The 26,123-nt window shown below is 68.7% G+C and carries 25 protein-coding genes and 1 pseudogene; 21 read left to right on the plus strand and 5 right to left on the minus strand.

What is annotated here, in order from left to right; translation table 11 throughout:
- Positions 1 to 12: 12 nt before the first annotated feature.
- A complete protein-coding gene (locus RJ03_RS09270) occupies positions 13 to 1,149 on the plus strand; it encodes a sulfotransferase family protein (RefSeq protein WP_036500301.1) in 1,137 nt (378 codons plus the stop codon).
- 78 nt (positions 1,150 to 1,227) lie between these two features.
- On the opposite strand, the gene RJ03_RS09275 is transcribed toward RJ03_RS09270, so the two are convergent.
- Complete coding sequence (locus tag RJ03_RS09275; protein WP_036500199.1) at positions 1,228 to 1,893, minus strand: TetR/AcrR family transcriptional regulator; 666 nt, start codon at positions 1,891 to 1,893, stop codon at positions 1,228 to 1,230.
- Between the two features lie 141 nt (positions 1,894 to 2,034).
- On the opposite strand from RJ03_RS09275, the gene RJ03_RS09280 reads away from it, so the two are divergent.
- Genes RJ03_RS09280 through RJ03_RS09300 form a run of 5 tightly spaced genes read left to right on the plus strand, consistent with a single transcriptional unit; the run spans position 2,035 to position 7,122 of the window.
- Entirely contained in the window at positions 2,035 to 3,186 is a 1,152-nt protein-coding gene (locus RJ03_RS09280) for an acyl-CoA dehydrogenase family protein (RefSeq protein ID WP_036500200.1), read from the plus strand.
- A 25-nt stretch (positions 3,187 to 3,211) separates the two neighbouring features.
- Positions 3,212 to 3,970: a 3-oxoacyl-ACP reductase FabG gene (gene fabG, locus RJ03_RS09285; protein ID WP_036500203.1), complete on the plus strand. Its 759-nt coding sequence runs from the start codon at positions 3,212 to 3,214 to the stop codon at positions 3,968 to 3,970.
- 20 nt (positions 3,971 to 3,990) lie between these two features.
- Positions 3,991 to 5,148 (plus strand): acyl-CoA dehydrogenase family protein, encoded by a 1,158-nt coding sequence (locus RJ03_RS09290; RefSeq protein WP_036500206.1) that lies wholly within the window; start codon positions 3,991 to 3,993, stop codon positions 5,146 to 5,148.
- Positions 5,145 to 6,629: a long-chain-fatty-acid--CoA ligase gene (locus tag RJ03_RS09295; protein ID WP_036500208.1), complete on the plus strand. Its 1,485-nt coding sequence runs from the start codon at positions 5,145 to 5,147 to the stop codon at positions 6,627 to 6,629. The genes RJ03_RS09290 and RJ03_RS09295 overlap by 4 nt, the downstream gene beginning before the upstream one ends.
- A gap of 40 nt (positions 6,630 to 6,669) precedes the next feature.
- Complete coding sequence (locus RJ03_RS09300) at positions 6,670 to 7,122, plus strand: MaoC family dehydratase (protein ID WP_036500209.1); 453 nt, start codon at positions 6,670 to 6,672, stop codon at positions 7,120 to 7,122.
- A 100-nt stretch (positions 7,123 to 7,222) separates the two neighbouring features.
- Here RJ03_RS09300 and trpD read toward each other — a convergent pair whose 3' ends face one another.
- A complete protein-coding gene (trpD, locus tag RJ03_RS09305) occupies positions 7,223 to 8,275 on the minus strand; it encodes an anthranilate phosphoribosyltransferase (RefSeq protein WP_036500211.1) in 1,053 nt (350 codons plus the stop codon).
- Between the two features lie 91 nt (positions 8,276 to 8,366).
- Positions 8,367 to 8,834 carry a hypothetical protein gene (locus RJ03_RS09310; protein WP_036500212.1) on the minus strand — a complete coding sequence of 156 codons (468 nt, stop codon included), beginning with the start codon at positions 8,832 to 8,834 and terminating at the stop codon, positions 8,367 to 8,369.
- A 209-nt stretch (positions 8,835 to 9,043) separates the two neighbouring features.
- Here RJ03_RS09310 and ctaE point away from each other — a divergent pair, with 209 nt between their 5' ends.
- The 5 genes from ctaE to RJ03_RS09335 all read left to right on the plus strand — a co-directional run bounded on the left by ctaE (position 9,044) and on the right by RJ03_RS09335 (position 13,829).
- Positions 9,044 to 9,655, plus strand: a complete 612-nt coding sequence (gene ctaE / locus RJ03_RS09315; protein WP_062999114.1) for an aa3-type cytochrome oxidase subunit III — start codon at positions 9,044 to 9,046, stop codon at positions 9,653 to 9,655.
- An 81-nt stretch (positions 9,656 to 9,736) separates the two neighbouring features.
- The gene (gene qcrC / locus RJ03_RS09320; protein ID WP_083870697.1) at positions 9,737 to 10,615 is read left to right on the plus strand and encodes a cytochrome bc1 complex diheme cytochrome c subunit; all 879 of its coding nucleotides are present in this window, start codon (positions 9,737 to 9,739) and stop codon (positions 10,613 to 10,615) included.
- A gap of 20 nt (positions 10,616 to 10,635) precedes the next feature.
- Positions 10,636 to 11,784 carry a cytochrome bc1 complex Rieske iron-sulfur subunit gene (qcrA, locus tag RJ03_RS09325; RefSeq protein ID WP_051024499.1) on the plus strand — a complete coding sequence of 383 codons (1,149 nt, stop codon included), beginning with the start codon at positions 10,636 to 10,638 and terminating at the stop codon, positions 11,782 to 11,784.
- Positions 11,781 to 13,409, plus strand: a complete 1,629-nt coding sequence (gene qcrB / locus RJ03_RS09330; protein ID WP_036500225.1) for a cytochrome bc1 complex cytochrome b subunit — start codon at positions 11,781 to 11,783, stop codon at positions 13,407 to 13,409. The genes qcrA and qcrB overlap by 4 nt, the downstream gene beginning before the upstream one ends.
- Before the next feature lie 144 nt (positions 13,410 to 13,553).
- The gene (locus tag RJ03_RS09335) at positions 13,554 to 13,829 is read left to right on the plus strand and encodes an Lrp/AsnC family transcriptional regulator (protein ID WP_036500227.1); all 276 of its coding nucleotides are present in this window, start codon (positions 13,554 to 13,556) and stop codon (positions 13,827 to 13,829) included.
- A 48-nt stretch (positions 13,830 to 13,877) separates the two neighbouring features.
- Here RJ03_RS09335 and RJ03_RS09340 read toward each other — a convergent pair.
- Positions 13,878 to 15,684, minus strand: a pseudogene (locus RJ03_RS09340) (DEDD exonuclease domain-containing protein).
- Between the two features lie 580 nt (positions 15,685 to 16,264).
- Between RJ03_RS09340 and RJ03_RS09345 the strand changes: the two are divergent.
- From RJ03_RS09345 to RJ03_RS09390, 10 genes are all read left to right on the plus strand, one after another.
- A complete protein-coding gene (locus RJ03_RS09345) occupies positions 16,265 to 16,855 on the plus strand; it encodes a C40 family peptidase (RefSeq protein ID WP_051024490.1) in 591 nt (196 codons plus the stop codon).
- 174 nt (positions 16,856 to 17,029) lie between these two features.
- Positions 17,030 to 18,127 (plus strand): NlpC/P60 family protein, encoded by a 1,098-nt coding sequence (locus RJ03_RS09350; protein ID WP_036500230.1) that lies wholly within the window; start codon positions 17,030 to 17,032, stop codon positions 18,125 to 18,127.
- A gap of 53 nt (positions 18,128 to 18,180) precedes the next feature.
- The gene (locus tag RJ03_RS09355; RefSeq protein WP_036500232.1) at positions 18,181 to 19,182 is read left to right on the plus strand and encodes a hypothetical protein; all 1,002 of its coding nucleotides are present in this window, start codon (positions 18,181 to 18,183) and stop codon (positions 19,180 to 19,182) included.
- Positions 19,183 to 19,277: 95 nt separating this feature from the next.
- Entirely contained in the window at positions 19,278 to 20,450 is a 1,173-nt protein-coding gene (locus RJ03_RS09360; protein ID WP_036500234.1) for a glycosyltransferase family 4 protein, read from the plus strand.
- Positions 20,451 to 20,574: 124 nt separating this feature from the next.
- Entirely contained in the window at positions 20,575 to 20,958 is a 384-nt protein-coding gene (locus tag RJ03_RS09365; protein WP_036500236.1) for a hypothetical protein, read from the plus strand.
- Between the two features lie 23 nt (positions 20,959 to 20,981).
- Positions 20,982 to 21,419, plus strand: coding sequence for an SRPBCC family protein (locus RJ03_RS09370; RefSeq protein ID WP_036500238.1), 438 nt, complete (start codon positions 20,982 to 20,984; stop codon positions 21,417 to 21,419).
- 47 nt (positions 21,420 to 21,466) lie between these two features.
- The gene (locus RJ03_RS09375) at positions 21,467 to 22,717 is read left to right on the plus strand and encodes an ArsA family ATPase (protein WP_036500239.1); all 1,251 of its coding nucleotides are present in this window, start codon (positions 21,467 to 21,469) and stop codon (positions 22,715 to 22,717) included.
- Positions 22,714 to 23,367: a hypothetical protein gene (locus RJ03_RS38295; protein ID WP_245552226.1), complete on the plus strand. Its 654-nt coding sequence runs from the start codon at positions 22,714 to 22,716 to the stop codon at positions 23,365 to 23,367. The genes RJ03_RS09375 and RJ03_RS38295 overlap by 4 nt, the downstream gene beginning before the upstream one ends.
- Complete coding sequence (locus tag RJ03_RS09385) at positions 23,364 to 24,425, plus strand: ROK family protein (protein WP_051024492.1); 1,062 nt, start codon at positions 23,364 to 23,366, stop codon at positions 24,423 to 24,425. Before RJ03_RS38295 ends, RJ03_RS09385 begins: the two co-directional genes overlap by 4 nt.
- Before the next feature lie 289 nt (positions 24,426 to 24,714).
- The gene (locus tag RJ03_RS09390) at positions 24,715 to 25,440 is read left to right on the plus strand and encodes a lysophospholipid acyltransferase family protein (RefSeq protein ID WP_030514742.1); all 726 of its coding nucleotides are present in this window, start codon (positions 24,715 to 24,717) and stop codon (positions 25,438 to 25,440) included.
- Positions 25,441 to 25,502: 62 nt separating this feature from the next.
- Here RJ03_RS09390 and RJ03_RS09395 read toward each other — a convergent pair whose 3' ends face one another.
- Positions 25,503 to 26,018 carry a polyadenylate-specific 3'-exoribonuclease AS gene (locus tag RJ03_RS09395; RefSeq protein ID WP_036500243.1) on the minus strand — a complete coding sequence of 172 codons (516 nt, stop codon included), beginning with the start codon at positions 26,016 to 26,018 and terminating at the stop codon, positions 25,503 to 25,505.
- Positions 26,019 to 26,123 lie beyond the last annotated feature (105 nt).

The following is a 26,123-nucleotide window of genomic DNA, read 5'->3' on the forward strand; positions in this document are numbered from 1 at the left end:
GAACAGAATTTCATGACCGCTCGTACCAACGTCGGCACCGTCGAGGATCTGCACGCATCCGCTACCAAGGCGTGCGGCCTCACCGATTTCGGCCCCGACGACTACACCGAGGCGCTCGGTGTGCTGCTCGACTCGTATCGGCGCGACGCCGACCTCACCGAACTCGGTTCCAAGATGAACCGCTATTTCCTGCGCGGCGCACTGGTCGCGCGGGCGCTGAGCGAGGCGTCCTGGAACGCGAACCCCGGGTACGCCGAAACCGCGATCCAGCGGCCGATCTTCGTCACCGGCCTGCCCCGCACCGGCACCACCGCGTTGCACCGGCTGCTGGCCGCCGACCCGCAGCATCAGGCGCTGGAGATGTGGCTGGCCGAATTGCCGCAGCCGCGCCCGCCGCGTGAGACCTGGGCCGACAATCCGGTGTTCCAGCAGATCGACGCCGGTTTCGCGCAGCATCACATCGACAATCCGGAATTCATGGGCCTGCACTACATGAGTGCCGCCGAGGTGGAGGAATGCTGGCAGCTGCTGCGCCAGACGGTGAAGTCCATCGCCTACGAATCGCTGGCCTACCTGCCGACCTACTCGCAGTGGTTGCAGAAGCAGGACTGGACCAACGCCTATGAGCGGCACAAGCGCAATCTGCAGTTGATCGGCCTCGGTGATTCCAGGGGCTGGGTGCTGAAGAACCCCAGCCACCTGTTCGCACTGGACGCGCTGATGGAGGTCTACCCCGACGCGCTGATCATCCAGACCCACCGCGACCCGGTGACCATCGTCGGTTCCTCGTGCAGCCTGTCCGAACAGGCCACCAAGGGCTGGTCGAACACCTTCACCGGCGAGACGATCGGCCGCACCCAGCTGGAGTTGTGGTCACGAGGCCTGCGCGAATTCAATTCCGCGCGTAAGCGTTACAACCCCGGCCAGTTCCTCGACGTGCAATTCGAGGATCTGCGGGCGGACCCGTTCGGCACGGTCGAGAAGATCTACTCGACCTTCGGGCTGGATTACACCGAACCCGCCCGCAATGCCATGCAGGCCCTCGACGAGGAGAGCAAATCGGGCGATCGCAAACCCGCCCACAAGTATTCGCTGGCCGACTACGGGCTGACCGAGGACGAGGTCAGGTCGGTCTTCGCCGATCTCTGAGATCGCTGTACCCGCCGCGGGCCGGCTCGGAATCACTGTCCGAGCCGGCCCGCGGCGTTTTCTGCCGTCTGAGCCGTGTCAGCCCTCGGTGGATTTCTCGCGCCGCCGGGCGCGGCGCTGCTGGATGGCGGCGAAGCGGATCTCCAGCCCGGTCACAAACGATTCCAGCGCCAATTCGAAACTCTCCGAGTCGATTTCGTCGGCCTTGGCGCGCAGCAGGTGCGCCTGTTCCAGGTGCGGGTAACGGTCGCGATAGACCTGGACGTCGTCGACGAAGCCGCGGGAGAACGAGCCGATGGTCGAGCCCATCACCACATACCGGGTAGCCGCCCCGATCATGGTGGCCTGGCGGGGTGGCCACCCGGCGCCGACCAGGCCGCCGTGCACGGCGTCTGCCGCGCGCAGATTCTCCTCCCGCTTACCGGGGCCGGAGGCCAGGTAGGGGACGAAGTTGGGGTGGCGGACCAGGGCCGCGCGGTAGGAACGCGCCCACGAGACGAGGCCGGTGCGCCAGTCGGCGGTCTCGAAGGCCGAGGCGTCCACATGGGACATGATGCCGGCGGCGATATCGTCGAGCAGATCGTCCTTGGTGGGATAGTGGCCGTACAGCGAGGCCGCCTGAACGCCCAGTTCGGCGGCCAGTTTCCGCATCGAGAGCTCGGGTAGTCCGTCGCGGTCGATCAATTCCAGTGCCGTCTCGCGGATGCGTTCGCGACTCAGTAGCGGTACCCGTGGCCGGGGCATCCTCGCCACCTCCTTCGCCGCGACACCGATCCGTGCCGAGTCAACCTACACCGTCCGGGACCGGGGCCTTGAACATCCGAACAGTGTTAGTTTATCGTGGCGGTAGATACCTAACAACGTTCGGTTAGGAGTTTTCCCGTCATGGATCTGGAACTCGGCGATGCCCACCGCGAGCTGCGCGAGGTCGCCCGCGCGTGGGTCGAGAAGGAGGTCGTGCCCTATGCCGCGGCCTGGGACCGCGCCGAATCGGTGGATACCGCGATCGTGCGCAAGCTCGGTGACATGGGCTTTCTCGGCATCGAGATCCCGGAGGAACACGGCGGTTCGGGCGGCGACGCGCTGTCGTACTGCCTGCTGCTCGAAGAACTCGGCCGCGGCGACAGCTCGGTGCGCGGCATCGTCTCGGTCTCGCTCGGCCTGGTCGGCAAATCGCTCGAGACCTACGGCAGCGAACAGCAGAAACAGGACTGGCTGCCGCGCCTGTGCGCGGGGGAGTCACTGGGCTGCTTCGGCCTCACCGAACCGGGCACCGGATCCGACGCGGCGAATCTGACCACCCGCGCGGTCCGCGACGGCGAGGACTGGGTGCTCACCGGCACCAAGATGTTCATCACCAACGGCACCTGGGCCGATATCGCGCTGATCTTCGCCCGCACCGGCCAACCGGGGCCCAAGGGGGTCACCGCCTTCCTCGTGCCCACGGACGCATCGGGTTTCGGCCGCACCGAGATCAAGGGCAAGCTCGGCCTGCGTGGCCAGGCCACCGCGGAAATCGTGCTCGACGGAGTGCGGGTGCCGGACTCGGCGCGACTCGGCGGCGAGGGGCAAGGCTTCCGGATCGCGATGGCCGCCCTCGACAAGGGGCGCATGGGCGTGGCCGCCGGATGCGTCGGTGTGGCCCGCGCCTGTCTCGAGGCCGCCGTGCGCTACGCCGGAGAACGCGAACAGTTCGGCAAACCGATCGCCTCCTACCAGCTGGTCCAGGAGTTGATCGCCGATATCGCCGTGGACGTGGAGGCCGCGCGGCTGCTGGCCTGGCGGGTCGCCGACCTGGTCGAGCGCGGCCGGCCGTTCGGCACCGAGGCGTCGGTGGCGAAGCTGTTCGCCAGCGAGGCCGCGGTGAAGGCGGCGAACAACGCCATCCAGGTCTTCGGCGGCTACGGGTACATCGACGAGTACCCGGTGTCGAAGTATCTCCGCGATGCGCGGGTGCTCACCCTCTACGAAGGCACCAGCCAGATCCAGAAACTACTCATCGGCCGCGCCCTCACCGGCGTGAACGCCTTCGTGTGACAACCGATTGCGAGGAGAGAATTCGATGACAGATCAGCGCAGAGTGGCCGTGGTGACCGGGGCCGCCCGGGGCATCGGCGCGGCCACCGCGGCCCGGCTGGCCGCCGACGGGGCGGCCGTCGCCATCGCCGACCTCGACGAGAACGCCTGCAAGACAACCGCGGACGAGATCGTCGCGTCCGGCGGCGTGGCCGTCCCGCTGGCCTGCGATGTCACCGACGAGGCGAGCGTCGACTCCGCCTTCGATCGTGTCGCCGCGGAACTGGGGTCGCTCGACATCCTGGTCAACAACGCCGGCGTGCTGCGCGACAATCTGCTGTTCAAGATGTCGGCCGACGACTGGGACACCGTGATGTCGGTCCACCTGCGCGGTGCGTTCCTGTGTTCGCGTGCGGCACAACGGCATATGGTCGCCCGCCGGTACGGCAAGATCGTCAACACCTCCAGCGTCTCGGCGCTCGGCAACCGCGGGCAGGCCAACTACTCGGCCGCCAAGATGGGCATTCAGGGACTCACCCGCACCCTGGCGATCGAACTGGGCCCCTACGGCATCACCGTCAACGCGGTGGCCCCCGGCTTCATCGTCACCGAGATGACCGCCGCCACCGCGGCCCGCGTCGGCGTGAGTGTCGAAGAGTGGCAGGCGAAATCGGCCGAGATCACGCCGGTGCGCCGGGTCGGCCGCCCCGAGGACATCGCCAACACCGTGGCCTTCCTCGCCTCCGACGAGGCGTCCTTCATCACCGGCCAGACCATTTACGTCGACGGCGGCCGTCGGCTCTGAAACCCGTCCAGGAGAACATCATGCGCAGAACAGGCTTCACCGCAGACCACGACGCCTTCCGTGGCACCATCCGCAAATTCGTCGAGACCGAAGTGGCTCCGGTCTACGACACGTGGTTGGAGGCGGGCATCGTGCCCCGCGAGTTCTATTACAAGCTGGCCGAATTGGGCGTCTTCGGTATCGAGGTGCCCGAGGAATACGGCGGCGCCGGCATCGAGTCGTTCCGGTTCCAGGCGATCCTCATGGAGGAAACGGCACGGGCGGGTGTGTCGTTCGGCGGCTCCAGTGTGCACGTCGGGCTGTGCCTGCCGTATCTGAAGAAGCTCGCGACCGAGGAGCAGAAAAAGCGCTGGCTGCCCGGATTCGCCGCCGGTGAGATCATGTTCGCCATCGCCATGACCGAACCCGGCACCGGCTCGGATCTGGCCGGAATGCGCACCACCGCCAAACTTTCCGAGGACGGCACGCACTATGTGCTCAACGGCGCCAAGACGTTCATCACCGGCGGTGTCAACGCCGACCGGGTGATCGTCTGCGCCCGCACCGCCCCGCCCCGGGAGGACGACCGCCGCTTCGGCATCTCCCTGCTCGTGGTCGACACCACCTCGCCGGGCTACACGATCGGCCGCAAACTCGACAAACTGGGCCTGCGAAGCTCCGATACCGCCGAGTTGAACTTCACCGACGTCCGGGTGCCCGTCGAGGATCTGCTGGGCGAGGAGAACAAAGGCTTCTCCTATCTCGGCCAGAATCTGCCCCAGGAGCGGTTCTCCATCGCCGCCGGCGCCTATGCCCAGGCCGCGGCCGCGGTGCGGTTCGCGCAGGAATACACCCAGCAGCGCAACGTCTTCGGCAAACCCGTCGCCTCGTTCCAGAACACCAAATTCGAACTCGCCGCCTGCAAGGCCGAGGTCGACGCGGCCGAGGCCGTGGTGGATCGGGCCCTCGACGCCCTCGACGCCGGTGAACTGAGCGCCGCCGACGCCGCCTCGGCGAAACTGTTCTGCACCGAGGTCGCCGCGCGGGTCATCGACCGCTGTCTGCAGCTGCACGGCGGCTACGGATTCATCAACGAATATCCGATCGCCCGGCTGTATGCCGACAACCGGGTCAATCGCATCTACGGCGGGACGAACGAGGTCATGAAGATGATCATCGCCAAGGATATGGGGCTGTGAACGCGACGCTGTCGCTGGCGAGCATCCTCGCCGAACCGGCGCGACGCCGCCCCGATCACATCGCGCTCGTCGAGGGCGACCGGCGATTCACCTTCGCCGAATTGTGGCGTGCGGCAAGGGAACAGGCCGGCGCGCTGATCGAGCGCGGCATCCGGCCGGGGGACCGGGTCGCGCTCATGTGCCCGAATACGGCCGAATTTCCCCGCGCCTACTACGCGATCCTCGCGGCCGGGGCGACGGTGGTGCCGGTGCATCTGCTGCTCACCGCCGACGAGGCCGAATTCGTTCTGCGTGACAGCGGGGCGACGCTGCTGATCTGCCATCCGCAGGTGGAATCGGTCGGCGCGGAAGCGGCCCGGCGGGTCGGAATCGCCTGCCTGCGCCCGGAAAGCCTTGTGGGCGAGGCCATTGCGCTGTTCGTGCCGCGTTCCCCACTGGATACGGCGGTGGTGTTCTACACCAGCGGGACCACCGGCCGGCCCAAGGGTGCGGAGCTGAGCCATCTCAATATGGTCATGTGCGCCACCGTGAACAGCTTCGATGCCAACGATGTGCACCGCGACGACATCGCCCTCGGTGCACTGCCGCTGTTCCACGTGTTCGGGCAGACGGTCTCGATGAACTCCACCTGGCGGGCCGGTGCCACGCTCGTGCTGATGCCGAGATTCACCGCGCCCGAGGCGATTCGGCTGATGGTGACCGAACGGGTGAACACCTTCCACGGTGTCCCGACGATGTATCACGGACTGATCGAGGCGGCCGCCGACGCCGACGAACTACCCGCACTGCGGCTGTGTATCTCCGGTGGCGCGACATTGCCGCTGCCGGTGCTGGAACGGTTCGAGGAGGTGTTCGACGCGCAGATCCTCGAGGGGTACGGGCTGTCGGAGACCTCACCGACGGCCGCGGTGAATCAGCCGGTCTTCGGACCGCGGCCCGGCACCGTCGGGCATCCGGTCTGGGGCGTGGACGTGGAGATCGCCGATCCCGGCGTCAGCGACCGCATCGAATTGCTGCCGGCCGGCAGCGTCGGTGAGGTGGTGGTGCGCGGGCACAACGTGTTCAGCGGCTACACCGGCAATCCGGAGGCGAGCGCGCGGGCCGTGGTCGACGGCTGGTTCCGCACCGGCGACCTCGGCGTGCGCGACGAGCAGGGTTATCTGCGGATCGTCGACCGGATCAAGGAGATGATCATCCGCGGCGGATTCAACGTCTACCCCACCGAAGTGGAGGAGGCGCTGCTGCGGCATCCGACGATCGCGCAGGTGGCGGTGATCGGGGTGCCGGACGAGAACTACGGCGAGGAGATCGTGGCGGTCGTCGTGCCCGCCGGTGAGATCAGCGCCGAAGAGGTCATCGCCTACGGCCGCGAGCATGTGGCACGGTACAAATATCCGCGGCGGGTGGAGTTCGTCTCCGAGCTACCGCTGGGGCCCACGCACAAGGTCCTCAAACGCGAACTGAAACAACGTTTCATGTGACCCGGCGGCTTACGCCCCGGCAGCACGAAAGGGACGAGATATGACCGATTTCGCAGACCTGGACGCCCTCGCCGCGGCCGTGGGCACCGAACTCGGTGTCAGCGACTGGTTGCAGGTCGACCAGGACCGCATCGATACCTTCGCCGACGCCACCGGCGACCACCAGTGGATCCACGTCGACGCCGAGAAGGCCGCGCAGGGCCCCTACGGGCACACCATCGCCCACGGATTCCTCACGCTGTCGCTGCTGGTGCCGCTGACCAACCAGGCGACCACGGTGGGCGGCATCACGATGGGAATCAACTACGGGCTCAACAAGGTTCGCTTCATCACGCCGGTCCCGTCCGGCGGCCGCATCCGTGCCCGCGTCCACCTGGACTCGGTCTCCGAGATCCCCGGCGGCATCCAGGCGGTGCGGACGGTCACCATCGAACTGGACGGTGCGGACAAGCCCGCGTGCGTCGCGGAAAGCATCGTGCGCTACCTGAGGTGAGCGTGGGCCGCGGCGGGGCGGAATTCGGTCCGCTCCCGTCGCGGCGTCAACGTCGGCCGGGCAACACTGTGAGGCCGGGCCGGATTGTCGCGTGCGGCTCTTACTCGCCGAGTTCGTTGCTCATTTTCACCCAGCGGTCCAGGAGTTGAGTGGCGGCGCCCGAATCGACCGAGGCGGCCGCCCGCTCCAGGGCGGGACGCAGCAGCTCGTGGATATCGGTGCGGGCGGTCTCGGGGGTCAGCTCGAAGGCGACGATCGCGGCGGCCGAATTGAGCAGGACCGCGTCGCGGACCGGCCCCGGGGCGCCGTCGAACATGTCGCGGGCGATCGCGGCGTTCACCGTCGCGTCGCCGCCGCGCAGCGCCGCCGGATCCACGCGCGGGATGCCCAGGCGCGTCGGGTCGATGACGGTCTCGTACTTCTCACCCGCGGCGACGACCCACACGTCGGTGGTGTCGGCGGTGGTGATCTCGTCGAGGCCGTCGTTACCGCGCACCACCAGGGCGTTCGCGCCGCGTTCGGCGAACGCCCCGGCGATCACCGGGACGAGCTCGGCGAACGCACAGCCGATCAGGCCCGCGCTCGGCTGCGCCGGATTGGTCAGCGGGCCCAGCACGTTGAAGACCGTCGGAATGCCGATCTCCTTGCGCGCCGGACCGGCGAACCGCAGCGCCGGATGAAACAGCGGGGCGAAGCAGAAACCGATGCCCACCTCGCGCACACACCGAGCCACCGACTCCGGGCTCAACGCGATCCGCACTCCCAGCGCCTCGAGTACGTCCGCGCCGCCGCTCTTCGACGAGGCCGCCCGGTTACCGTGCTTCACCACCGGAATGCCCGCCGCGGACACCACGATCGAGGACATGGTGGAGATATTGACCGTGCCGGACCGGTCGCCGCCGGTGCCGACGATGTCGACCGCGCCCAGATCGAGCGAGACCCGCCGGGCATGGCTCAACATGCCGGTCGCGAGGCCGGACAGCTCGATCGCGGTGGGGCCTTTCATCTTGATGGCCACGCCGAAGGCCGCGATCTGCGCCTGAGTGGCGTTGTCGGAGAAGATCTCGTCGATCGCCCACGCCGCCTCCTCCGCGGTCAGATCGACCCCGTCGGTCAGGGCACCGAGAATCTCGGGCCAGCTGCGCGCGCTCATCACATCTCCCGTTCGCGATCGGACACCCGCATCGGCCGTCCGCGCGGGCGGGGGCAGGCCGTGGATCGCCGGTGGCCGCCCGGCTAGCAGCCTAATCGGCGGAGGCAATTTCTTTGTATCCGCTCGGCTGAAGCGCATCCCAGCCCGTCGCGGTGCCCTCGTGCCGCTGGGCCAATCCCGCCATCCGCGAACGTTCCTGTGCACAGTGCAGCGCATCCAGGATCTGCACCCGCTGTAATACCAATTCGATATGACCGTCGGCCGCATCGTCCGGCGGGACATCGGTCTCGGCATCGGCCGCCGACGGTGCGGCGGGGGAGTAGCCGTCCTGGGCGGCGATGTCCACGACCTCGTCCCGGGCCGCGGCCGGGATGCGCAGATGATGACGAAGCAGGGCCTGCTCGTCGGCGCGCCAGGCGGTCGCGCGGTCCAGCGCGCTCGAGCAGGCTTCGGCATCGTCGAAACTGGACACAACGACCACCAGATCCGTTCGTGCCGGATCCAATTCCGTCGCCGCGCCCCGGCCCGACAGCCGCTGCCACACCGATCGAATTCCCATTCCACCCGCCTTCTTCCGCGCCCGGACGCAGCATCGCATACCCGCGATATCCGCTGGTCACCATGGTGACATCGGTGCTCGACCCGGGAATTCACCGGACACGCCGCACCGGCCCCCAGACCCGCACGCGCGCTGCCGATTCCGAGGCCGACACCCCGAATTCGCACCCGGCTACGCCTGTCGTACTACGACGAGTCATACTTACCGGCGTGACGACCGCAGTAGGGACCCCAGGATCGGCCATTACTCAGCGTGTGCATTCGCTGAACCGGCCCAACATGGTCAGCGTCGGAACCATCATCTGGCTGTCGAGCGAGCTGATGTTCTTCGCCGGCCTCTTCGCCATGTACTTCGTCGCTCGTGCCCAGGCTCATGGCAACTGGCCGCCGGAACCGACCGAGCTGAACCTCAAGCTCGCCGTGCCGGTCACGGCCGTGCTGATCGCCTCCTCGTTCACCTGCCAGATGGGTGTGTTCTCGGCCGAGCGCGGCGATGTCTTCGGCCTGCGCCGCTGGTACCTGGTCACCTTCTTCATGGGCGCGTTCTTCGTGGCCGGTCAGGGCACCGAGTACCACGCGCTGTACCAAGAGGGCACCACCATCTCGAGCAGCATCTACGGCTCGGTGTTCTTCATCACCACCGGCTTCCACGGTCTGCACGTCATCGGCGGTCTCATCGCGTTCATCTTCCTGCTGATTCGCACCAAGGTCAGTAAGTTCACGCCGGCCCAGGCCACTGCGGCCATCGTCGTCTCCTACTACTGGCACTTCGTCGACATCGTCTGGATCGGGTTGTTCGCCACGATCTACTTCGTCCGCTAGCCGGACGGCGGCCGTCACGCGCGGTCCGCGACAAATACACACTTTGCACAAGTCGGTTCCGTCTACTCCAAAGGGACACAGATGAGTTCATCTCCCCCGTCAGCGCCAGATCCCACGAGCGGGATCGGCAGCGCTGAGAACAACCAGGCCATCAAGACCCGCAAGCAGCGCCGGATGCGCCGCAAGCTCGCCGGCGGTCTGGTTCTTCTGATGGGCCTCGTCGGAGCCGGCTTCGCGGCATCGGCGCTCACCCCGCACGCACAGGTCGCGACGGCCAACGAGGATCAGTCGGCGCTGATTCGCGAGGGTAAGCAGATCTACGAGACCTCCTGCATCACCTGTCACGGCGCCAACCTGCAGGGTGTGCAGGACCGCGGCCCCAGCCTGATCGGTGTCGGCGAGGCTGCGGTCTACTTCCAGGTGTCCACCGGTCGCATGCCCGCCGCGGGCAACGGCGCGCAGATCCAGCGCAAGCCCCCGAAGTTCGACGCCCGCCAGACCGACGCGCTGGGCGCGTACGTGGCGGCCAACGGCGGCGGCCCGACCGTGGTCCGCGACCCGAACGGCGAGATCGCGCAGGATTCCCTGATCAAGGGGGCCGACCTGGGCCGCGGTGGCGAGTTGTTCCGCCTCAACTGCGCGTCCTGCCACAACTTCACCGGTAAGGGCGGTGCGCTGTCCTCCGGCAAGTTCGCGCCGCCGCTGGAACCGGCCAACGCGCAGCAGATCTACACCGCGATGCTCACCGGCCCGCAGAACATGCCGAAATTCTCCGACCGGCAGCTGTCTCCGGAGGAGAAGCGTGACATCGTGGCCTATGTGAAGGACCGCACCGAGACCACGCCGGAGGCCGGATACGGCCTGGGCGGTTTCGGTCCCGCGACCGAGGCCATCGCCATCTGGGTCGCCGGCATCATCGTGCTGGTCGGCGCCGCGATGTGGATCGGATCGCGATCATGAGCGAACAGGAGCGAAACGAGATGAGCCGGCCTGAGGATGGCGGCGGTAAGGGCGTGAACCTGAACCCCACCGAGGAGCAGCTCGACGCGATGTCGACCGCCGAGCTGGTCGAACTCGGTACCGCGCGCGACGGCGTCGACGTCGTCTACCGCGCTCCGCGCTGGCCGGTTCCGGGCACACGCGCGGAGAAGCGGGCCGAGCGGCACGTGACGTTCTGGTTCGCCATCTCCGCCCTCGCGGCGGCCGGGCTGATCGGCGTCTTTCTGTTCTGGCCCTGGGAGTACAAGGGCCGCAACGAGGACGGCAACGGCCTGTACTCGCTGGCCACGCCGCTCTACGGCCTGCTGCTGGGTATCGCGGTGCTGGCCATCGGCGTCGCCGCGGTCATCATCCGCAAGAAATTCATCCCGAACGAGATCTCCATCCAGACCCGCCACGACGGTCCCTCCGACGAGGTCGACCGCCGCACGCTGGGCGCGCAGCTGTCGGACGCGCTGGAGACCTCGACGCTGGGTCGTCGCAAGATGATGACCCGTACCGCCGGACTGGGCGTGGGTGTGCTGGGTATCGGCGCACTGTTCCTGTTCGTCGGCGGCATGATCAAGAACCCGTGGGCCAAGGGCATGAAGTCCCCGCTGTGGGTGTCGGGCTGGACTCCGGACTTCCCGGGCCAGACCATCTACCTGCGCAAGGACACCGGCCGGCCCGAGGACATCGTGCTGGTGCGGCCGGAGGACCTCGACGGCGGCGCCATGGAGACCGTGTTCCCATGGAAAGAGGAATGGCGCGGCAACGAGGAGGAGACCCTCCAGTCGCTGCGTGGCATCCGCAACGCGGTCATGTTGATCCGCCTGCGCCCGGAGGACGGGCAGAAGGCGATCAAGCGCAGGGGCCAGGAGAGCTTCAACTTCGGTGACTACTGGGCGTACTCGAAGATCTGCACTCACCTGGGCTGCCCGACGTCGCTGTTCGAGCAGCAGACCAACCGGATCCTGTGCCCGTGCCATCAGTCGCAGTTCTCGGCGACCGAGTGGGGTAAGCCGATCTTCGGTCCCGCCGCCCGCGCGCTGCCGCAGCTGCCCATCACCGTCAACACCGACGGCTACCTGGTCGCCAACGGCGACTTCATCGAGCCGCTCGGTCCGGCCTTCTGGGAGCGTCGTTCATGAGTCCGAGCAAAGTGGTCGCACAGGCCAACGAGATGGACGAGCGGTATCGTGCCGCGGCGTTCGTGAAACGGTCGATCAACAAGGTCTTCCCGACCCACTGGTCGTTCCTGCTGGGTGAGATCGCGCTCTACGCCTTCATCATCCTGATCCTGTCGGGTATCTACCTGACGCTGTTCTTCGATCCGTCGATGAGTGAAGTCGTCTACCACGGCGCCTACCAGCCGCTGCGCGGCGTCACCATGTCGCGGGCGTACGAGACGGCGCTGAACATCTCCTTCGAGGTGCGCGGCGGCCTGTTCGTCCGCCAGGTGCACCACTGGGCGGCGCTGCTGTTCGCGTGCTCGATCATCATCCACCTGTTCCGCATCTTCTTCACCGGCGCGTTCCGCAAGCCGCGTGAGGCGAACTGGGTGATCGGCTCGCTGCTGCTGATCCTGGCGATGTTCGAGGGCTTCTTCGGTTACTCGCTGCCCGACGACCTGCTGTCGGGTACCGGTCTGCGGGCCGCCTTCGGTGGTATCACCATGGGTATTCCGCTGGTCGGCACCTGGATGCACTGGCTGATCTTCGGCGGTGACTTCCCGGGCACGATCATCATCCCGCGCCTCTACATCGCGCACGTGCTGCTCTTCCCGGGCATCATGCTGGCGCTGATCGCGGCGCACGTGGCGATCGTCTGGTACCAGAAGCACACCCAGTTCCCCGGACCGGGCCGCACCGAGAACAACGTGGTCGGTGCTCGCATCGTGCCGGTGTTCGCCGCCGACCAGGGCGCGTTCTTCATGTTCACCCTGGGCGTGCTCGCCGTCATGGGTGGCGTGCTGCAGATCAACCCGATCTGGAACCTGGGTCCCTACAACCCGTCACAGGTGTCGGCCGGTTCGCAGCCCGACTTCTACATGATGTGGACCGACGGTATGGCCCGTCTGATGCCGCCGTGGGAGCTGTATCTGGGCCGCTACACCGTTCCGGCTCCGTTCTGGGTCGCGCTGATCATGGGTCTGGTGTTCGCGGTGCTGATCGCCTACCCGTGGATCGAGAAGCGCCTCACCGGCGACACGGTGAACCACAACATCCTGCAGCGTCCGCGCGACGTGCCGGTGCGTACCGCGATCGGCGCCATGGCCATCGCCTTCTACCTGGTGCTGACCCTGGCCTGTGTCAACGACATCATCGCGCTGAAGTTCGATGTGTCGCTGAACGCGACCACCTGGTTCTTCCGTATCGCCCTGCTCGTCGCGCCGCCGATCGCCTACTTCCTGGCGTACCGGTTGTGCCTGGGCCTGCAGCGCGCCGACCGCACGGTCCTCGAGCACGGTATCGAGACCGGTGTGATCAAGCGCCTGCCGCACGGTGAGTACATCGAGGTGCACCAGCCGCTGGGCCCGGTCGACTCGCACGGCCACCCGATTCCGCTGGAATACCAGGGCGCGCCGGTGCCGAAGAAGATGAACAAGCTGGGCTGGGCCGGCAAGCCGGGTTCGGGCTCGTTCCTGCGGGCCGATCCGCCGGCCGAGGCCGAGGCGCTCACCGCGAGCGAGCACGAGGCCGAGCACAAGCAGCTGGAGGTCCTGGCCACCTACCAGGACCAGACCAGCGGCAGCGGCGGCAAGCACAGCCACTGAGTTCGCAGCAGCGGAGCCCCGAGTCGATCAATCGGCTCGGGGCTTCGTCGCGTCTGCGGCCGGGCACGGGGCAGTCGCTCGCATCCCGGCGCCGGTACGGCCGCGCTGCGGGTGCGTGGCGGGCGCGCAATTAGACTCGCGCTCATGATTACCGCGATCGTTCTGATCCACGCCGAGGCGGCCCGGATTCCCGAAACCGCGCAGGCACTGGCCGATCTCGACGGCGTCGCCGAGGTCTACTCGTGCGCGGGAGACGTCGACCTGATCGCGGTGGTGCGAGTGCGCGATCACGAACAGATCGCCGAGGTGGTGACCGGGCGGGTGAACAAGACGGCCGGAGTTCTGCGCACGACGACCCACATCGCCTTCAAGTCGTATTCGAGTGCGGATGTGGAGGCTGGGTTTTCGCTGGGGGAGTGAATGCCGCACCGGTTTCGTGCGGTCGTCCGTGGCGTCGGCCGCGGCCCACTACGCGCTGGTACGCGTGAGGTATTCGCTCGCAGCCGATTCCACCCGGGTGGCCGCCTCGGCACGTTCGACCCAGGCGAGCCAGGGGCCCGCGCCCAGCCGTGGTTCCCGGTAGCCCTCGCTGGTGCGGACGATGCGGGTTCCGGGCTGGTCGAGCCAGCGGGCGATCACGCCCGTCTCCTCCGGCGGGGCGCCGCGTAACGGCGGATGGTCGGGGTCGTGCAGATCGTCCGTCCCGGGCGGGGATGCGCGGCTGCGGGGAAGCGCCCGATATGACTGTGGCAGGGCGGACCGTCTCGGCGGCGGCGACCAGACTGTCGACCACCGGCATCGGTGGAATACCGCGCGCGGCGGTTCCGGCGGCGGCGAGGCGGCCGAAGCGGATCACCGCGAATTCCCAGCCGCCGCTGCCGTCGGGCCGGGCCGCGATCAGCTCGGCGATCCGGGCGAGGGCGGCCAGGCGCTGCGTGCGCCGCAGCGCCCGAACCACGGCGCAGGTGCGATCGCGCAGCCGGGCGGCGGCCTCGAAATGCTCCGCGGCCACGTACTCGTCGATGCGGGCGGCGATGGCACGCAAGGGTGCGTCGTCGCGGCCGGTGAACAGATCCCGCACCGCCCGCGGGGCGGATGCATACTGTGCGGCCGGTACGCGTTCGCCGAAGATCGCCGCCGGGCACCCGCCCACGGCCGCGGGCGGACAGTCGCCGCCGTGCACACCGCCGCGGGGGATGCGCGTCGTGCAGGTGCGCAGGCCGCTGTATTCCGCGAGGGTCGCGGCGACCTCGGTGGCATCGGTGCGGGAACCGAAGGGCCCCAGGGCATCTGCGGTCGGAGTCCGGCTGACCGCGAACCGGGGGAACGGCTCGTCGGTCACGGTCAGCCACCACGCGCGCTTGGGGAATTTCGAGCGCCGGTTGTAGGGCGGGGTGTGCGCCACCAGCAGCCGCAGCTCGCGGACTCCGGCTTCCAGGCCGTGCGCGCAGCGGACGTGGTCGACGCGGGTGGCGAGCATGACCATTTCCCGCATCCGCGTGCGGGTTTCGGAGCCGGTGAAGTAATTGCGCACGCGCCGGCGCAGATTCACCGCCGTCCCGATATAGAGGACCTCCTCCGAGGGGCCGCGGAACAGATACACCCCGGGGGCGGCGGGCAGATCGGCGGCGAGGATGCGTTTGGAGCGCTGCCGGCGCGTGACCTCGGGCAGATAGTCGATCAATTCGGGCAGGGTCTGGACGCCGAGATTGCCGACTCGCTCGAACAGTGCGTGCAGCACGTCCACGGTGGCGCGGGCATCGTCGAGGGCGCGGTGCGTGGGCCGGGTGGAGGCGCCGAGCAGCTGAGCCAGCGCCGAGAGCCGCACCGTCGGCGCCTCGTCGCGGTCGAGGATGCGCCGCGCCAGTTGGACCGTGCACAGCACCTGGAAGGCCGGCCACGCGGTGTCGCAGCGCTGGGCGGCCGCCTTCAGGAACGACATGTCGAAGCGGGCGTTGTGGGCGACGAGCACAGCGCCGGAAGCGAATTCGAGAAATCCGGGCAGCACCGCGTCGATCCGCGGCGCCGCCGACACCATCGCGGTGGTGATGCCGGTGACCCGCACGATCTGCGGAGGAATGGCGCAGCCGGGGTCGACCAGCGTCGCGAATTCGCCGAGTACTTCGCCGCCGCGTACCTTCACCGCGCCGATCTCGGTGATGGCGTCCCCCTCGGGCCGGGTTCCGGTGGTCTCGAGGTCCACCACGACGAAGGTGACCTCTCGTAGTGCGAGTTCGGGCTCATCACCGCCGTGACCGGGGAGTTCGAGGGCCAGCTGGGCCGGTCGCGGAACGGGGGAGGGCACGGCGAGCAGCGTAGGCGCAGGGTCCGACAGGATCGGTCTGGATGCCCGCCGGCGGTCGAGACGGCGCGAGGTTTGCGATGTGCGAGGTTCGCTCTGCACGAGTATGCCGAAAAGTGACCAGCGTCACGGTAATTCGGTATGGCTATGAATAACGGCGGGCGGTCGGTGTCTTCGGGGCTGTCAGCGAGGCCGGATTCGACTACTCGGCGTGTACCGCAAAACCTGCGGACTGTTCGGTTGGTTTCCGCTGGGCATGCTCTGGGCTACTTGCGGTTTGCCGCTCGCGGCGCGTCTCGAGCCTCGGTTCGGCGCGCTTGTATGCGAGGGGGAGTGCACCTGGGTAAACGCCACTCGCGCCCGTCGTCGTTATCGTTTCGTGATTACTGTGAGCTATCTCGCATGTCGTCGAGCGGGAGCTTCTACCTGAACCCACCTCGGAGCGTCAGGGCTTTACAACGCACCGTTATTGCCTCGTAACCTTTTCGAGACCTCACGGAGTCCGACGCACCACCGGGTGCGGCGTCGTGGGGCAGATGAGGAGTACCGCATCATGGCGATCAAGCGACAGGTTCAGGGGCTGCCTCGTACCGCCCGCCGGGCCGTTGCGGCCGGAGCCGTTGGCGCAGCCACCCTCAGCGTTCTGCTGCTCCCGGCGACCACCGCCGCGGCCGCGCCGGTCACCGTACCGGGCGTCGGCACCGTCGATGTTCCCGATCAGGTCCTCGGCGCCGTCCCGCCGGGCATCCAGATCCCGGGCATCCAGATCCCCGGCGTTCCCGCGCCGTTCGCGCCGCAGCAGACCGTCGGCCAGCGCGCGGCCGACGCCGCCCTGTCCAAGGTCGGCGCCCCCTACTCGTACGGCGCCGCCGGCCCGAACGCCTTCGACTGCTCGGGCCTGGTGAAGTGGGCCTACGGTCAGGCCGGTCGGGAGGTGCCGCGCACCAGCTACGAACAGCTCGAGGAAGGCGCGCCCGTCTCGCTCGACGCGCTGCAGCCCGGTGACGTGGTGTCCTTCTACGGCGGCAGCCACTCCGCGCTCTACGTCGGCGACGGCAACGTGGTGCACGCCTCGACCGCCGGTGAGCCGGTGAAGGTCGCCGCGATCTCCTCGATGCCGGTCGCGGGCGCTCGCCGCTACTGATTCGCGCCGCCCGGATCGGCGCATTCCGCACAGTTCGGACCGCCGATCCGGGCATTCGGGGTATACGGCGTGATCGTTTCGTGCCCTGCTGGACATGGACGGTCGCCGTTCCGTAACCTTATCGAGACCTTCGTGGTTTCCAGCTCGGGACGAGAGAACGGGGCACGGCAGGCCGTGACAGCGCACAAGGGCAACGCGCAACGCAACAACAGAACCAGACGCCTGGTCGGCGGCTCACTGGCGGTGGGTGCGCTCGTGTTCGGAGCGTCATCCGGCGGCCTGGCGACGGCCGATCCGGCGCCCGCGGAGCAACCGGCCACGGCCGGTGACGCGGTGCAGCGGCTCATCGAGTTGTCGCATCAGTCCGAACAGCTCAATCAGCAGGCGCTGGCCGCGCAAGGCGATCTCGAAGCCAAACAGGGCGTGGCCCGCGACGCCGACGCCACACTCACGACCGCGACCCAGGCCCTCGACGCCGCCAAGGCCGAGGTGCGCAAATATCAACCGGCCGTGGACCGGACCGCGATCGCCGCTTATCAGGGCGCCCGGACCAACCGGCTGTTCTCGGTGCTGGTCTCCGATTCCCCGCAGCAGTTGCTCGACCAGATGTCGACGCTGGACGTGCTGTCCACGCAGACCGCCGATCAACTGGCGCAGTTCTCCAAGGCCACCGATTCGGCCACTGCCGCCGAAACCGCCGCCAAATCCGCCTCCGACGCCGCGCAGGCCGCCGCGCAGAAGGCCGATCAGGTGCGTGCGGACCTCGAACACAAGCGCGCCGATCTGCAGGGTGCGATGGCCCAGGTCATTCAGGCCTGGGGGGCGCTCTCGGCCGGGGAGAAATCCAGCCTCGCCGGATCGCTGTTCCCGCCCGGCTTCGACCGCGACACCCTGCTGCGCGGCCTGGTTCCCGGTAGCGGAACCAGTGCGCTGGCCGCGGGATTGACCCGTGTCGGCGACCCGTACGTCTGGGGTGCGACCGGCCCCGATCAGTTCGACTGCTCCGGCCTGGTGCAGTGGGCCTTCCATCACGTGGGCATCGATCTGCCGCGTACCAGCCAGGCGCAGGCCACGGTCGGCACGCCGGTGTCGCGCGACTCGTTGCAGCCCGGCGACGTGGTGTTCTTCTATTCCGACGCCTCCCACGTCGGCATCTACGCCGGGAATGGCATGATCCTGCACGCCTCCACCTTCGGTGTGCCCGTCGCGGTGGCGCCGATGGGTAATACGCCTTTCCATTCCGCGCGCCGATACTGGATCGGAATGCCGTAAACACTGCGAGAATCTGGCGGCGAGTCATCACACCGACGTGAGGATCGTGTCGTATGAGCGGATTGTTGCGGGTCCGGACATGGCTGGCCCATCGTGGGCGCTTCGAGTTCGTCGCCACCCTCGCCGTGGTGGTGGCGCTGACCGCGGCCGGCGGTGCCTTGCTGCTGCTGCCGAAGACCGGCCTGCACACCGTGCCCGCCGCCGCGGAGTCCGATACCGCACCGGCGCACGCCGATCCCCAGCTGCCCGAGTTGCGCCGGGTCATGAGCTCGTACGGACCCGTTGTGGCGCAACAGGTTTCGGGTGACGACGGCAAGCTGTCGGTGGTGCTGGGACATCCGTACCAGCGCGGCGACGTCGATCAGCTCGCCCGCGAGGTCGGCCCGGCGGTCACGGCCGTCTCCGAGGTGTGGGGTACCGAGTGGGCCCACGAAGCCGTGGTGACCGTCGCCTCGAGCAGTTCCGAATTCGCGGCGCTGACCAATGCCACCGGTCCGGTGTCCGGCGAGGTCGCCGCGGCCTCGGTGTCGGATCCGTTCGTGCCCGGCACCCAGCCCGCCGGTCAGCGGATCGTCTTCGCACCCGATGCCGGGCGCCGGCTCGGTCCGGACGGCTTGCGCGAAACCCTGCGCCACGAACTCACCCACATCGCCGCCCGCGCCCGGACCGTCGACGGCTCCCCGCAGTGGGTGCTGGAAGGGTTCGCCGAATACTGCGGCCACCGCGGGGACCAGCAGCGCTTCGCCCAGGTGGCGCCGACCGTCACCACCCGCGCCCGCTCCGGCGACCTGCCCGCGGATCTGCCCGGTGACACCGCCTTCGCGCCGAGCCCGGGCAGCGACGCCGCCCTCGCCTACGAACAGGCATGGTCGGCCAACGCATTCGTCGCCGACCGATTCGGAGAGCCGAAACTCGTCGCGCTCTACCGCCGGATGGCCACCGGTCTGCAGGACCAGGCCGCGCTGGACCGAGGCCTGCGCGAAACCCTGGGTCTCGGTCACACCGAATTCGTCGCCGCCTGGCGTGACTGGATCAAGGCCCGCGTCGCGGCCTGAGGACCCGCTCGGCCGCGGCGGCCACGCGAGAGCGCCCGTGCGGCGGCTGCACCCGTGGAACCGGCCGCGGCGGGGGCACCCATAGACTCGCCCCCATGGGCCGCACGCTGTTGATCACCAACGACTTTCCGCCCCGGCCGGGCGGCATCCAGTCGTATGTTCATTCGCTCGCGCTGCGGATGCCGCCGGAGGATCTGGTCGTCTACGCGCCCCGTTGGCGCGGCGACTCCCATCAGCGGTTCGATGCCCAGCAGCCGTTCGAGGTCGTGCGCCATCCGACCACGTTGATGCTGCCGACGCCGCTGGTGCTGCGTCGCGCCGGGAAACTGCTGCGTGAGCACCGATGCGACACCGTCTGGTTCGGTGCCGCAGCGCCGCTGGCCCTGATGTCGCCGGCGCTGCGCCGCCTCGGTGCGGACCGGATCGTGGCCAGCACCCACGGACACGAGGTCGGCTGGTCCATGCTGCCCGGCGCCCGGCAGGTGCTGCGGGTGATCGGCGACCACACCGATGTCGTCACCTACGTCAGCAAATACACCCGCCGGCGCTTCGCCGCGGCATTCGGCGCCCAAGCGGCCCTGGAATATCTGCCGCCGGGTGTGGACAGCACCGTCTTCCGCCCCGATCCCGCCGCGCGCGCGGAACTGCGCGCCCGGTACGGCCTGGGTGAGCGGCCGACGGTGTTGTGCCTGTCGAGGCTGGTCCCGCGCAAGGGCCAGGACATGCTGATCCTGGCGATGCGCGAGATTCGCCGCCGCATCGACGGCGCGGTGCTGGTCATCGCTGGTGGCGGCCCGTACGAGGACAAGTTGCGGGCGCTGGCGCGCTCGCTGGACCTGGACGCGGACGTGGTGTTCACCGGTCGCGTCCCCGCCGCCGAACTGGCCGCCCACCACACCCTCGCCGACGTCTTCGCGATGCCCTCGCGCACCCGCGGCGCCGGACTGGACGTCGAAGGACTCGGCATCGTCTATCTGGAGGCGTCGGCGACGGGTGTGCCCGTCGTGGCCGGAAATTCCGGTGGCGCACCGGAAACCGTGCTCGAGGGCCGCACCGGGACGGTGGTCGACGGGCGCGACGAGCGAGCCGTGGCCGACGCCGTCGTCGGCATCCTCTCCGACCGCGATGCCGCGGCGCGGATGGGCGCCGCCGGTCGCGAATGGGTCGCCGACCAGTGGCGCTGGGATGTCCTGGGCGGCCGGCTGCGGACGCTGCTCGATCCCGGCGCGCATTCCGGCGCGGTGGGATCCGACGGCGTCGGCCGGTGAGCGAACCGGCGCCCCGGCCGTGCGCGGCGAGCGGGTCGCGCGTGCCCGGTACTGCGTTACCGCCTCCGGGCTCCGACCCAGTAGGCTCGGGTTTCATGAGCGAGCGCAGCAGCGAGCCCCAGCCGTGAGCAGCATCCAGGTGGCCGACCAGACCTTCGTCGCCGCGTCCGGCGCCGCGGTCGCCGAGGTCCTGGCCGACCGGTCACGCTGGCACCGCTGGTGGCCCGACCTCACCCTCGAGGTGCGAGAAGACCGGGGTGACAAGGGAATTCGCTGGTCGGTCAGCGGTCCGCTGACCGGCACCATGGAGGTCTGGCTGGAGCCGTCGCTGGACGGGGTGATCCTGCACTACTTCATGCACGCCGAACCGCCGGGCGCGGCCGCGCTCTCGCCCCGAACCCTGATGGCCGCCAACCGTTCCCGGCGGGTAGCCGGCAAGAAGATGTCGTTCGAGGTGAAATCGCGGCTGGAGGCCGGCCGTCCGGCCGGTGTGGCGCCGTCACGCTAGGTCGAAAGGAAACGCTGTCAGTCATGGCCGACCGGACCCAGAGGTCGATCACCATCGATGCCCCCTCGGATCGGGTGATGGCCGTCATCGCCGATCTGCAGTCGTATCCGGAATGGGTGTCGGCGGCACGATCGGTGGACGTACTGGAGACCTTCCCCGACGGGCGCGCCCGCACGGCGAAATTCGTGCTGGACGCCGGCGTCGTCAAGGACACCTACGTGCTGTCCTACACCTGGCGGGCCGACGGCCGGGCGGTGAGCTGGAAGCTGGTCAGCGGCGAACTGCAGAAGGCGCAGGACGGCACCTACGAGCTCATCGACCAGCCCGACGGCACCACCCAGGTGGTGTACGAGCTGACCGTGGACCTCACCATCCCGATGATCGGGATGTTCAAACGCAAGGCTGAGAAGGTGATCACCGATACGGCCCTCAAGGAACTCAAGAAACGGGTCGAAGGCTGACCCGGCCTCCGCGGCGCGGTCGTGGTGCCGGCACGACCCGTCTCGAACTGTTCATCGGCAAGGGCGGAGTCGGTAAGACCACGCTCGCCTGCGCGGCGGCCATCGCCGCGGTGCAGGCCGGACAGCGCGTGCTGGTCGCCTCGGTGGACCAGGCCCATTCGCTCGGTGACGCACTGGGTTTCCGCTTCGCCCACGATCCCGGCACGGTCGCCGGGGTGGTGACGGTCGCCCCCGGATTCGACGTCATCGAGATCGATTCGCTTGCGCTGCTGGAGGATCGGTTCCGCGACGTGGCGCGGATGCTGTCCGGCGCGGGCCACGATCACGGCATCGACCTCGCCGCGCTCGATCCGGCCGAACTCACCGGACTGCCGGGTGTGCAGGAACTGCTGGCGTTGACCGAGATCGCGCAGTTCGCGGGGGAGGACGACTGGGATCTGATCATCGTGGACTGCCCGCCCTCGGCGGACATGTTGCGCATCGTCACCGCACCCGACACCCTGCTCGGCTACCTCGAACGAATCTGGCCCACCCATGCCCGGGTGATGAGCGCGACCGGTACGGATATGCGGCGCGCGGTGATGGCGGCGACGGTGGAGCGGATCGCGGCCGCGGTCACGGCGATTCGGGATCTGCTGGCCGATTCGCAGCGCACCGGGGCCCGGCTCATCACCGGCGCCGAACGGGTCGCGCTGGCGGAATCGGCGCGGGTGCGTTCGGCGGCGGCACTTCTGGGTATACGTCTGGACGCGGTGGTGGTGAACAAAGTGCTGCCGCCGGTGCCGCCGGCCGACGGTGGCGCTCACCCCGCGGTGCAGTGGTATCTGCAGCGTCGCGCCGAACAACTCGACGTGATCGCGGATCTGCGCCGCCGGATGCCCGATGTGCCCGTGGTGATCGCCCATCACAGCGGGCCCGAACCGGTCGGGCCGCGAGCGTTGTCGGCGCTGGCACAGGCGTTGCCCGTTCGTGGCAACCCGCCGGCGGCCGAACCAGACCCTATGCTGAGCGACACGACGCCGGAGCCCGGTAGCGCGACGGGGGAGCCGGAGGTGCGGTGGGAGTCGGGCACCGGGCTGGAATCGGTATTCACGCTGCGGATGCGTCTGCCGGTGGTCGACCCGGGCACGCTGCGACTGGGACGAGTGGAGGACGATGTGATCGTGGGAGCGGACGGGGTCCGGCGGCGGCTACGACTGGCGCCGGTATTGCGGCGGTGCACGGTCGACGGCGCCGAACTCGACGGTGAGCAACTCGTCGTGCGTTTCCGGCCCGACCCGGGGGTATGGCCGCAATGACCCACGCCCACGACGACAGTTTCGGCGAATTCGCCCAGGAACTGCGCGCCCTCGCCGAAACCCTGCTCGAACGCGTCGAACCCACCCTGCGTCGCGCGGCCGCCGACGGCCGCGAATGGGACAGCTGCAGCTGGTGCCCGCTCTGCGCGACCGCGGCACTGGTCCGCGGTGAGCATCACGAAGTGGTCGCCGCGATCGCCGACCACGGCACGGCGATCGTGACGGTGCTGCGCGAGGCGCTGGCCGGCGTGCCGGTCGAACCGCTGCTCCCGGACGACCTTCCGGATGCCGACAACGCATCGGGCGAAGTCGATTCCGCGGCAACGGAAGTCGGTGCCGATCCCAGTTCGGAGCGCACCGAGCACGACGGGTGGATCGCGGGCGGTGCGGCCGGCAGCGCGCACGATGGTGGTGCGGACGCGGGCGACCGTCGCGCGAGCGGCGCCGTCCGGCGGGATGGGAACGCGCCCGGACCTACCCGGGACGACGCCGCGCAGTCGGCCGATGGGCCGGGAGCGAACGCGGTGCGCGACGAGCCGGGGAGCGAGGCGCGGCGGGGTGGCCGGCGTGCCACCAAACGTGCTGGGCGGGGGCGGGATTCGGTCGAGCGACCCGGATACGTTCCCATCCCGGTGCGGATCAAGAAATGACCACTCGGGTCGGACGAGAGGCTCCGCTCACCGTCGGCGTCGATGTCGGCGGGACGAATATCCGGGCGTCGGTGGTCGACGGGGACGGGGAGGTGCTCGACACCGTCCAGGCGCCGACCCCGCATTCGGCGCACGCGCTCGAGGACGGTCTCGACCGCGCGGTGCGGGAACTGTGCGCGCGTCACGACATCGGGGCGGTCGGGCTGGCGGTCGCCGGCTTCGTCGACGAATCCCGGTCCTCGGTGCGCTTCGCGCCGCATCTGCCGTGGGAGGACACCGCGGTCGCCGGGCGGCTCGGACGCCGGCTCGGGTTGCCGGTGATCCTCGAACACGATGCCAATGCCGCGATGTGGGCCGAATACCGGTTCGGCGCGGCCGCCGGCGCGCACAACGGCGTGCTGGTCGCGATCGGCACCGGAATCGGCGCGGCGCTGCTGGTGGAGGGGCGGCTGTATCGCGGAAGCTACGGTGTCGCACCGGAATTGGGGCATCTGCAGGTGGTGCCGCACGGCCGGATCTGCCCGTGCGGCAAACGCGGCTGCTGGGAGCGGTACTGCAGCGGGACGGCACTGGTCGACACCGCGATCGAGATGCTCGCCACCGATCCGATGCCGTCGACGATCCTGGCGCGGGAGGTGGTCGGCGATCCGGGATCGCTGACCGGGCGGCGGGTCGCGGGCGCGGCCCACGACGGTGATCCGGTGGCGTTGCACGTGATGGCCGATTTCGCCCGCTGGCTCGGGCTGGGACTGGCCTTCGTCAGCGATATCTTCGATCCGGACCTGATCGTCATCGCGGGCGGCGTCAGCTCCTCGGCGCCGCTGTTCCTCGACGACGCCCGCGAGCATTACGCCGCCGCGATAACCGGCGGCCGCCATCGTCCGCTGGCCCGCATCCGCACCACGCAACTGGGGGAGGCGGCGGGCATGATCGGCGCCGCCGAACTCGCGCGCACGGCCCTGGAGACCGGGGCTGCCGAGGGGCTTGCGCCGGCAACCGGCCGCGGCGCCGATTCGGCGGCCGTGCGGCGAGCCCGCTCCACGGCGGGCCGGGAATAGTCCTCCACGGGAATCGGCCACTCTCGTCGTACTCGTTCGACGGGCGAGGCATACGGGTCGGGAGCAAATGATCCGCGGCGTCGCACATCTCGCCGATTCGCTCGACGCCCGGTCGGTTTCGCGCGGCGGAAGCACCTAATGTGTACCCGATTTCACCGATGTGATTGCCGACATGTGAAATACCTCGTGTGGGGTTGGTCGCAGCAGGTCGGCGACGGTAGAGTCGGTGCCGACGGAGGTGCCTGCGACGAGGCCGGTCCCGTTCGACAATCACAGGGGAAAGGACGCAATGTTCTACTGGCTGCTCAAATTCGTGCTGGTCGGGCCCTTCATGCACATCTACAACCGGCCGAAGGTCGAGGGCGTGGAGAATATCCCCGCCGACGGAGCAGTCATCCTCGCCGGCAATCATCTGTCGTTCACCGACTGGTTGTTCACCCCGTTGCTGAGCCCGCGTCGCATCACCTATCTGGCCAAGGCCGAATACTTCACCACGCCCGGACTCAAGGGCCGGCTGCAGAAGTTCTTCTTCTCCGGCACCGGCCAGTATCCGATCGACCGCAGCGGCGCCAGCGCCGCCGAGGACGCGCTCAACACCGCTCGCAAACTGCTGAGCGAGGGCCGCATGGTGGGCCTGTACCCGGAAGGCACCCGCTCGCCCGACGGCCGCCTGTACAAGGGCAAGACCGGTGTGGCACGCCTCGCCCTGGAGACCGGTGTGCCGGTGATCCCGGTGGCACTGATCGGGACCGACGAGGTGTGCCCTCCCGGCCCGTTCCGGTGGCGCCGCCGCCGCGTCACCGTGAAATTCGGTGCGCCGATCGACTTCTCCCGCTACGAGGGCATGGGCGGTAACCGCTTCGTCGAGCGGGCCGTCACCGACGAGATCATGTACGAGCTGATGCGGATGTCGGGTCAGGAGTACGTCGACGTCTACGCCGCCAGCCTGAAGAAGGGCGTGCCCTCCGGCAGCCGGCCCGAGGCCGAGCGGATCCCGGAGACCCTGGCGAGCTGACCGCTGGCACGCTACCGACGTTCTCGGCCCCCGGACGGTTGTCCGGGGGCCGAGTTTCGTCTCTACCGCCGATCGATTCCGGTGATCGCGCCGCTGCGGCGGAACGCCTCGATGGCCTCGTACTTGGCGAGATTGTGCCGGGCGTCGGCCAGCGCGTCGTGCGCGTCGGCCGGAACCGGGGGCAGGTCCGGCCGGCCGTGGTGATCCCAGTGCTGGCGCAGCTCGTTGGTGTAGCGCGGCAGGGCCGCCGGCAGATCGACCATCGAACCCCACAGCTGGCAGAACGCCACATGGTCGTAGGCGCCCACCCATGCCCACAATTCCGGCCGCACGGTGGGACGCGGCACCAGGAATTGATAGAGGTCGTCGCGAATGCGCTGCCGGCTGCGCCACAGGGGCGAGGAGGGGGAGGGGAGTTTCGGCAATACATTGCGCCGCACCCACTGCCCGGCCCGCTCGGGGTCGAATTCCGTTGACACCGCGTAATATTCCCGACCGTCCTCGCAGACCACGCCGATCGAAATCAGATCGATCGTCACCCCGTCCTCGATGAATTCGCAGTCATAAAAATATTTCACGCGGTCGTGCCCTTTCCGATTCGGCGTACACCGGCGCTCGCGGTGATATCTCGGCCGAACCGCCCGACCCGGCCCCGCGCTCGAGGTTACGGCCCCGCCCGCGCG

Source organism: Nocardia aobensis NBRC 100429 (assembly GCF_000308375.1).
In the GTDB taxonomy this organism is placed as follows: domain Bacteria; phylum Actinomycetota; class Actinomycetes; order Mycobacteriales; family Mycobacteriaceae; genus Nocardia; species Nocardia aobensis.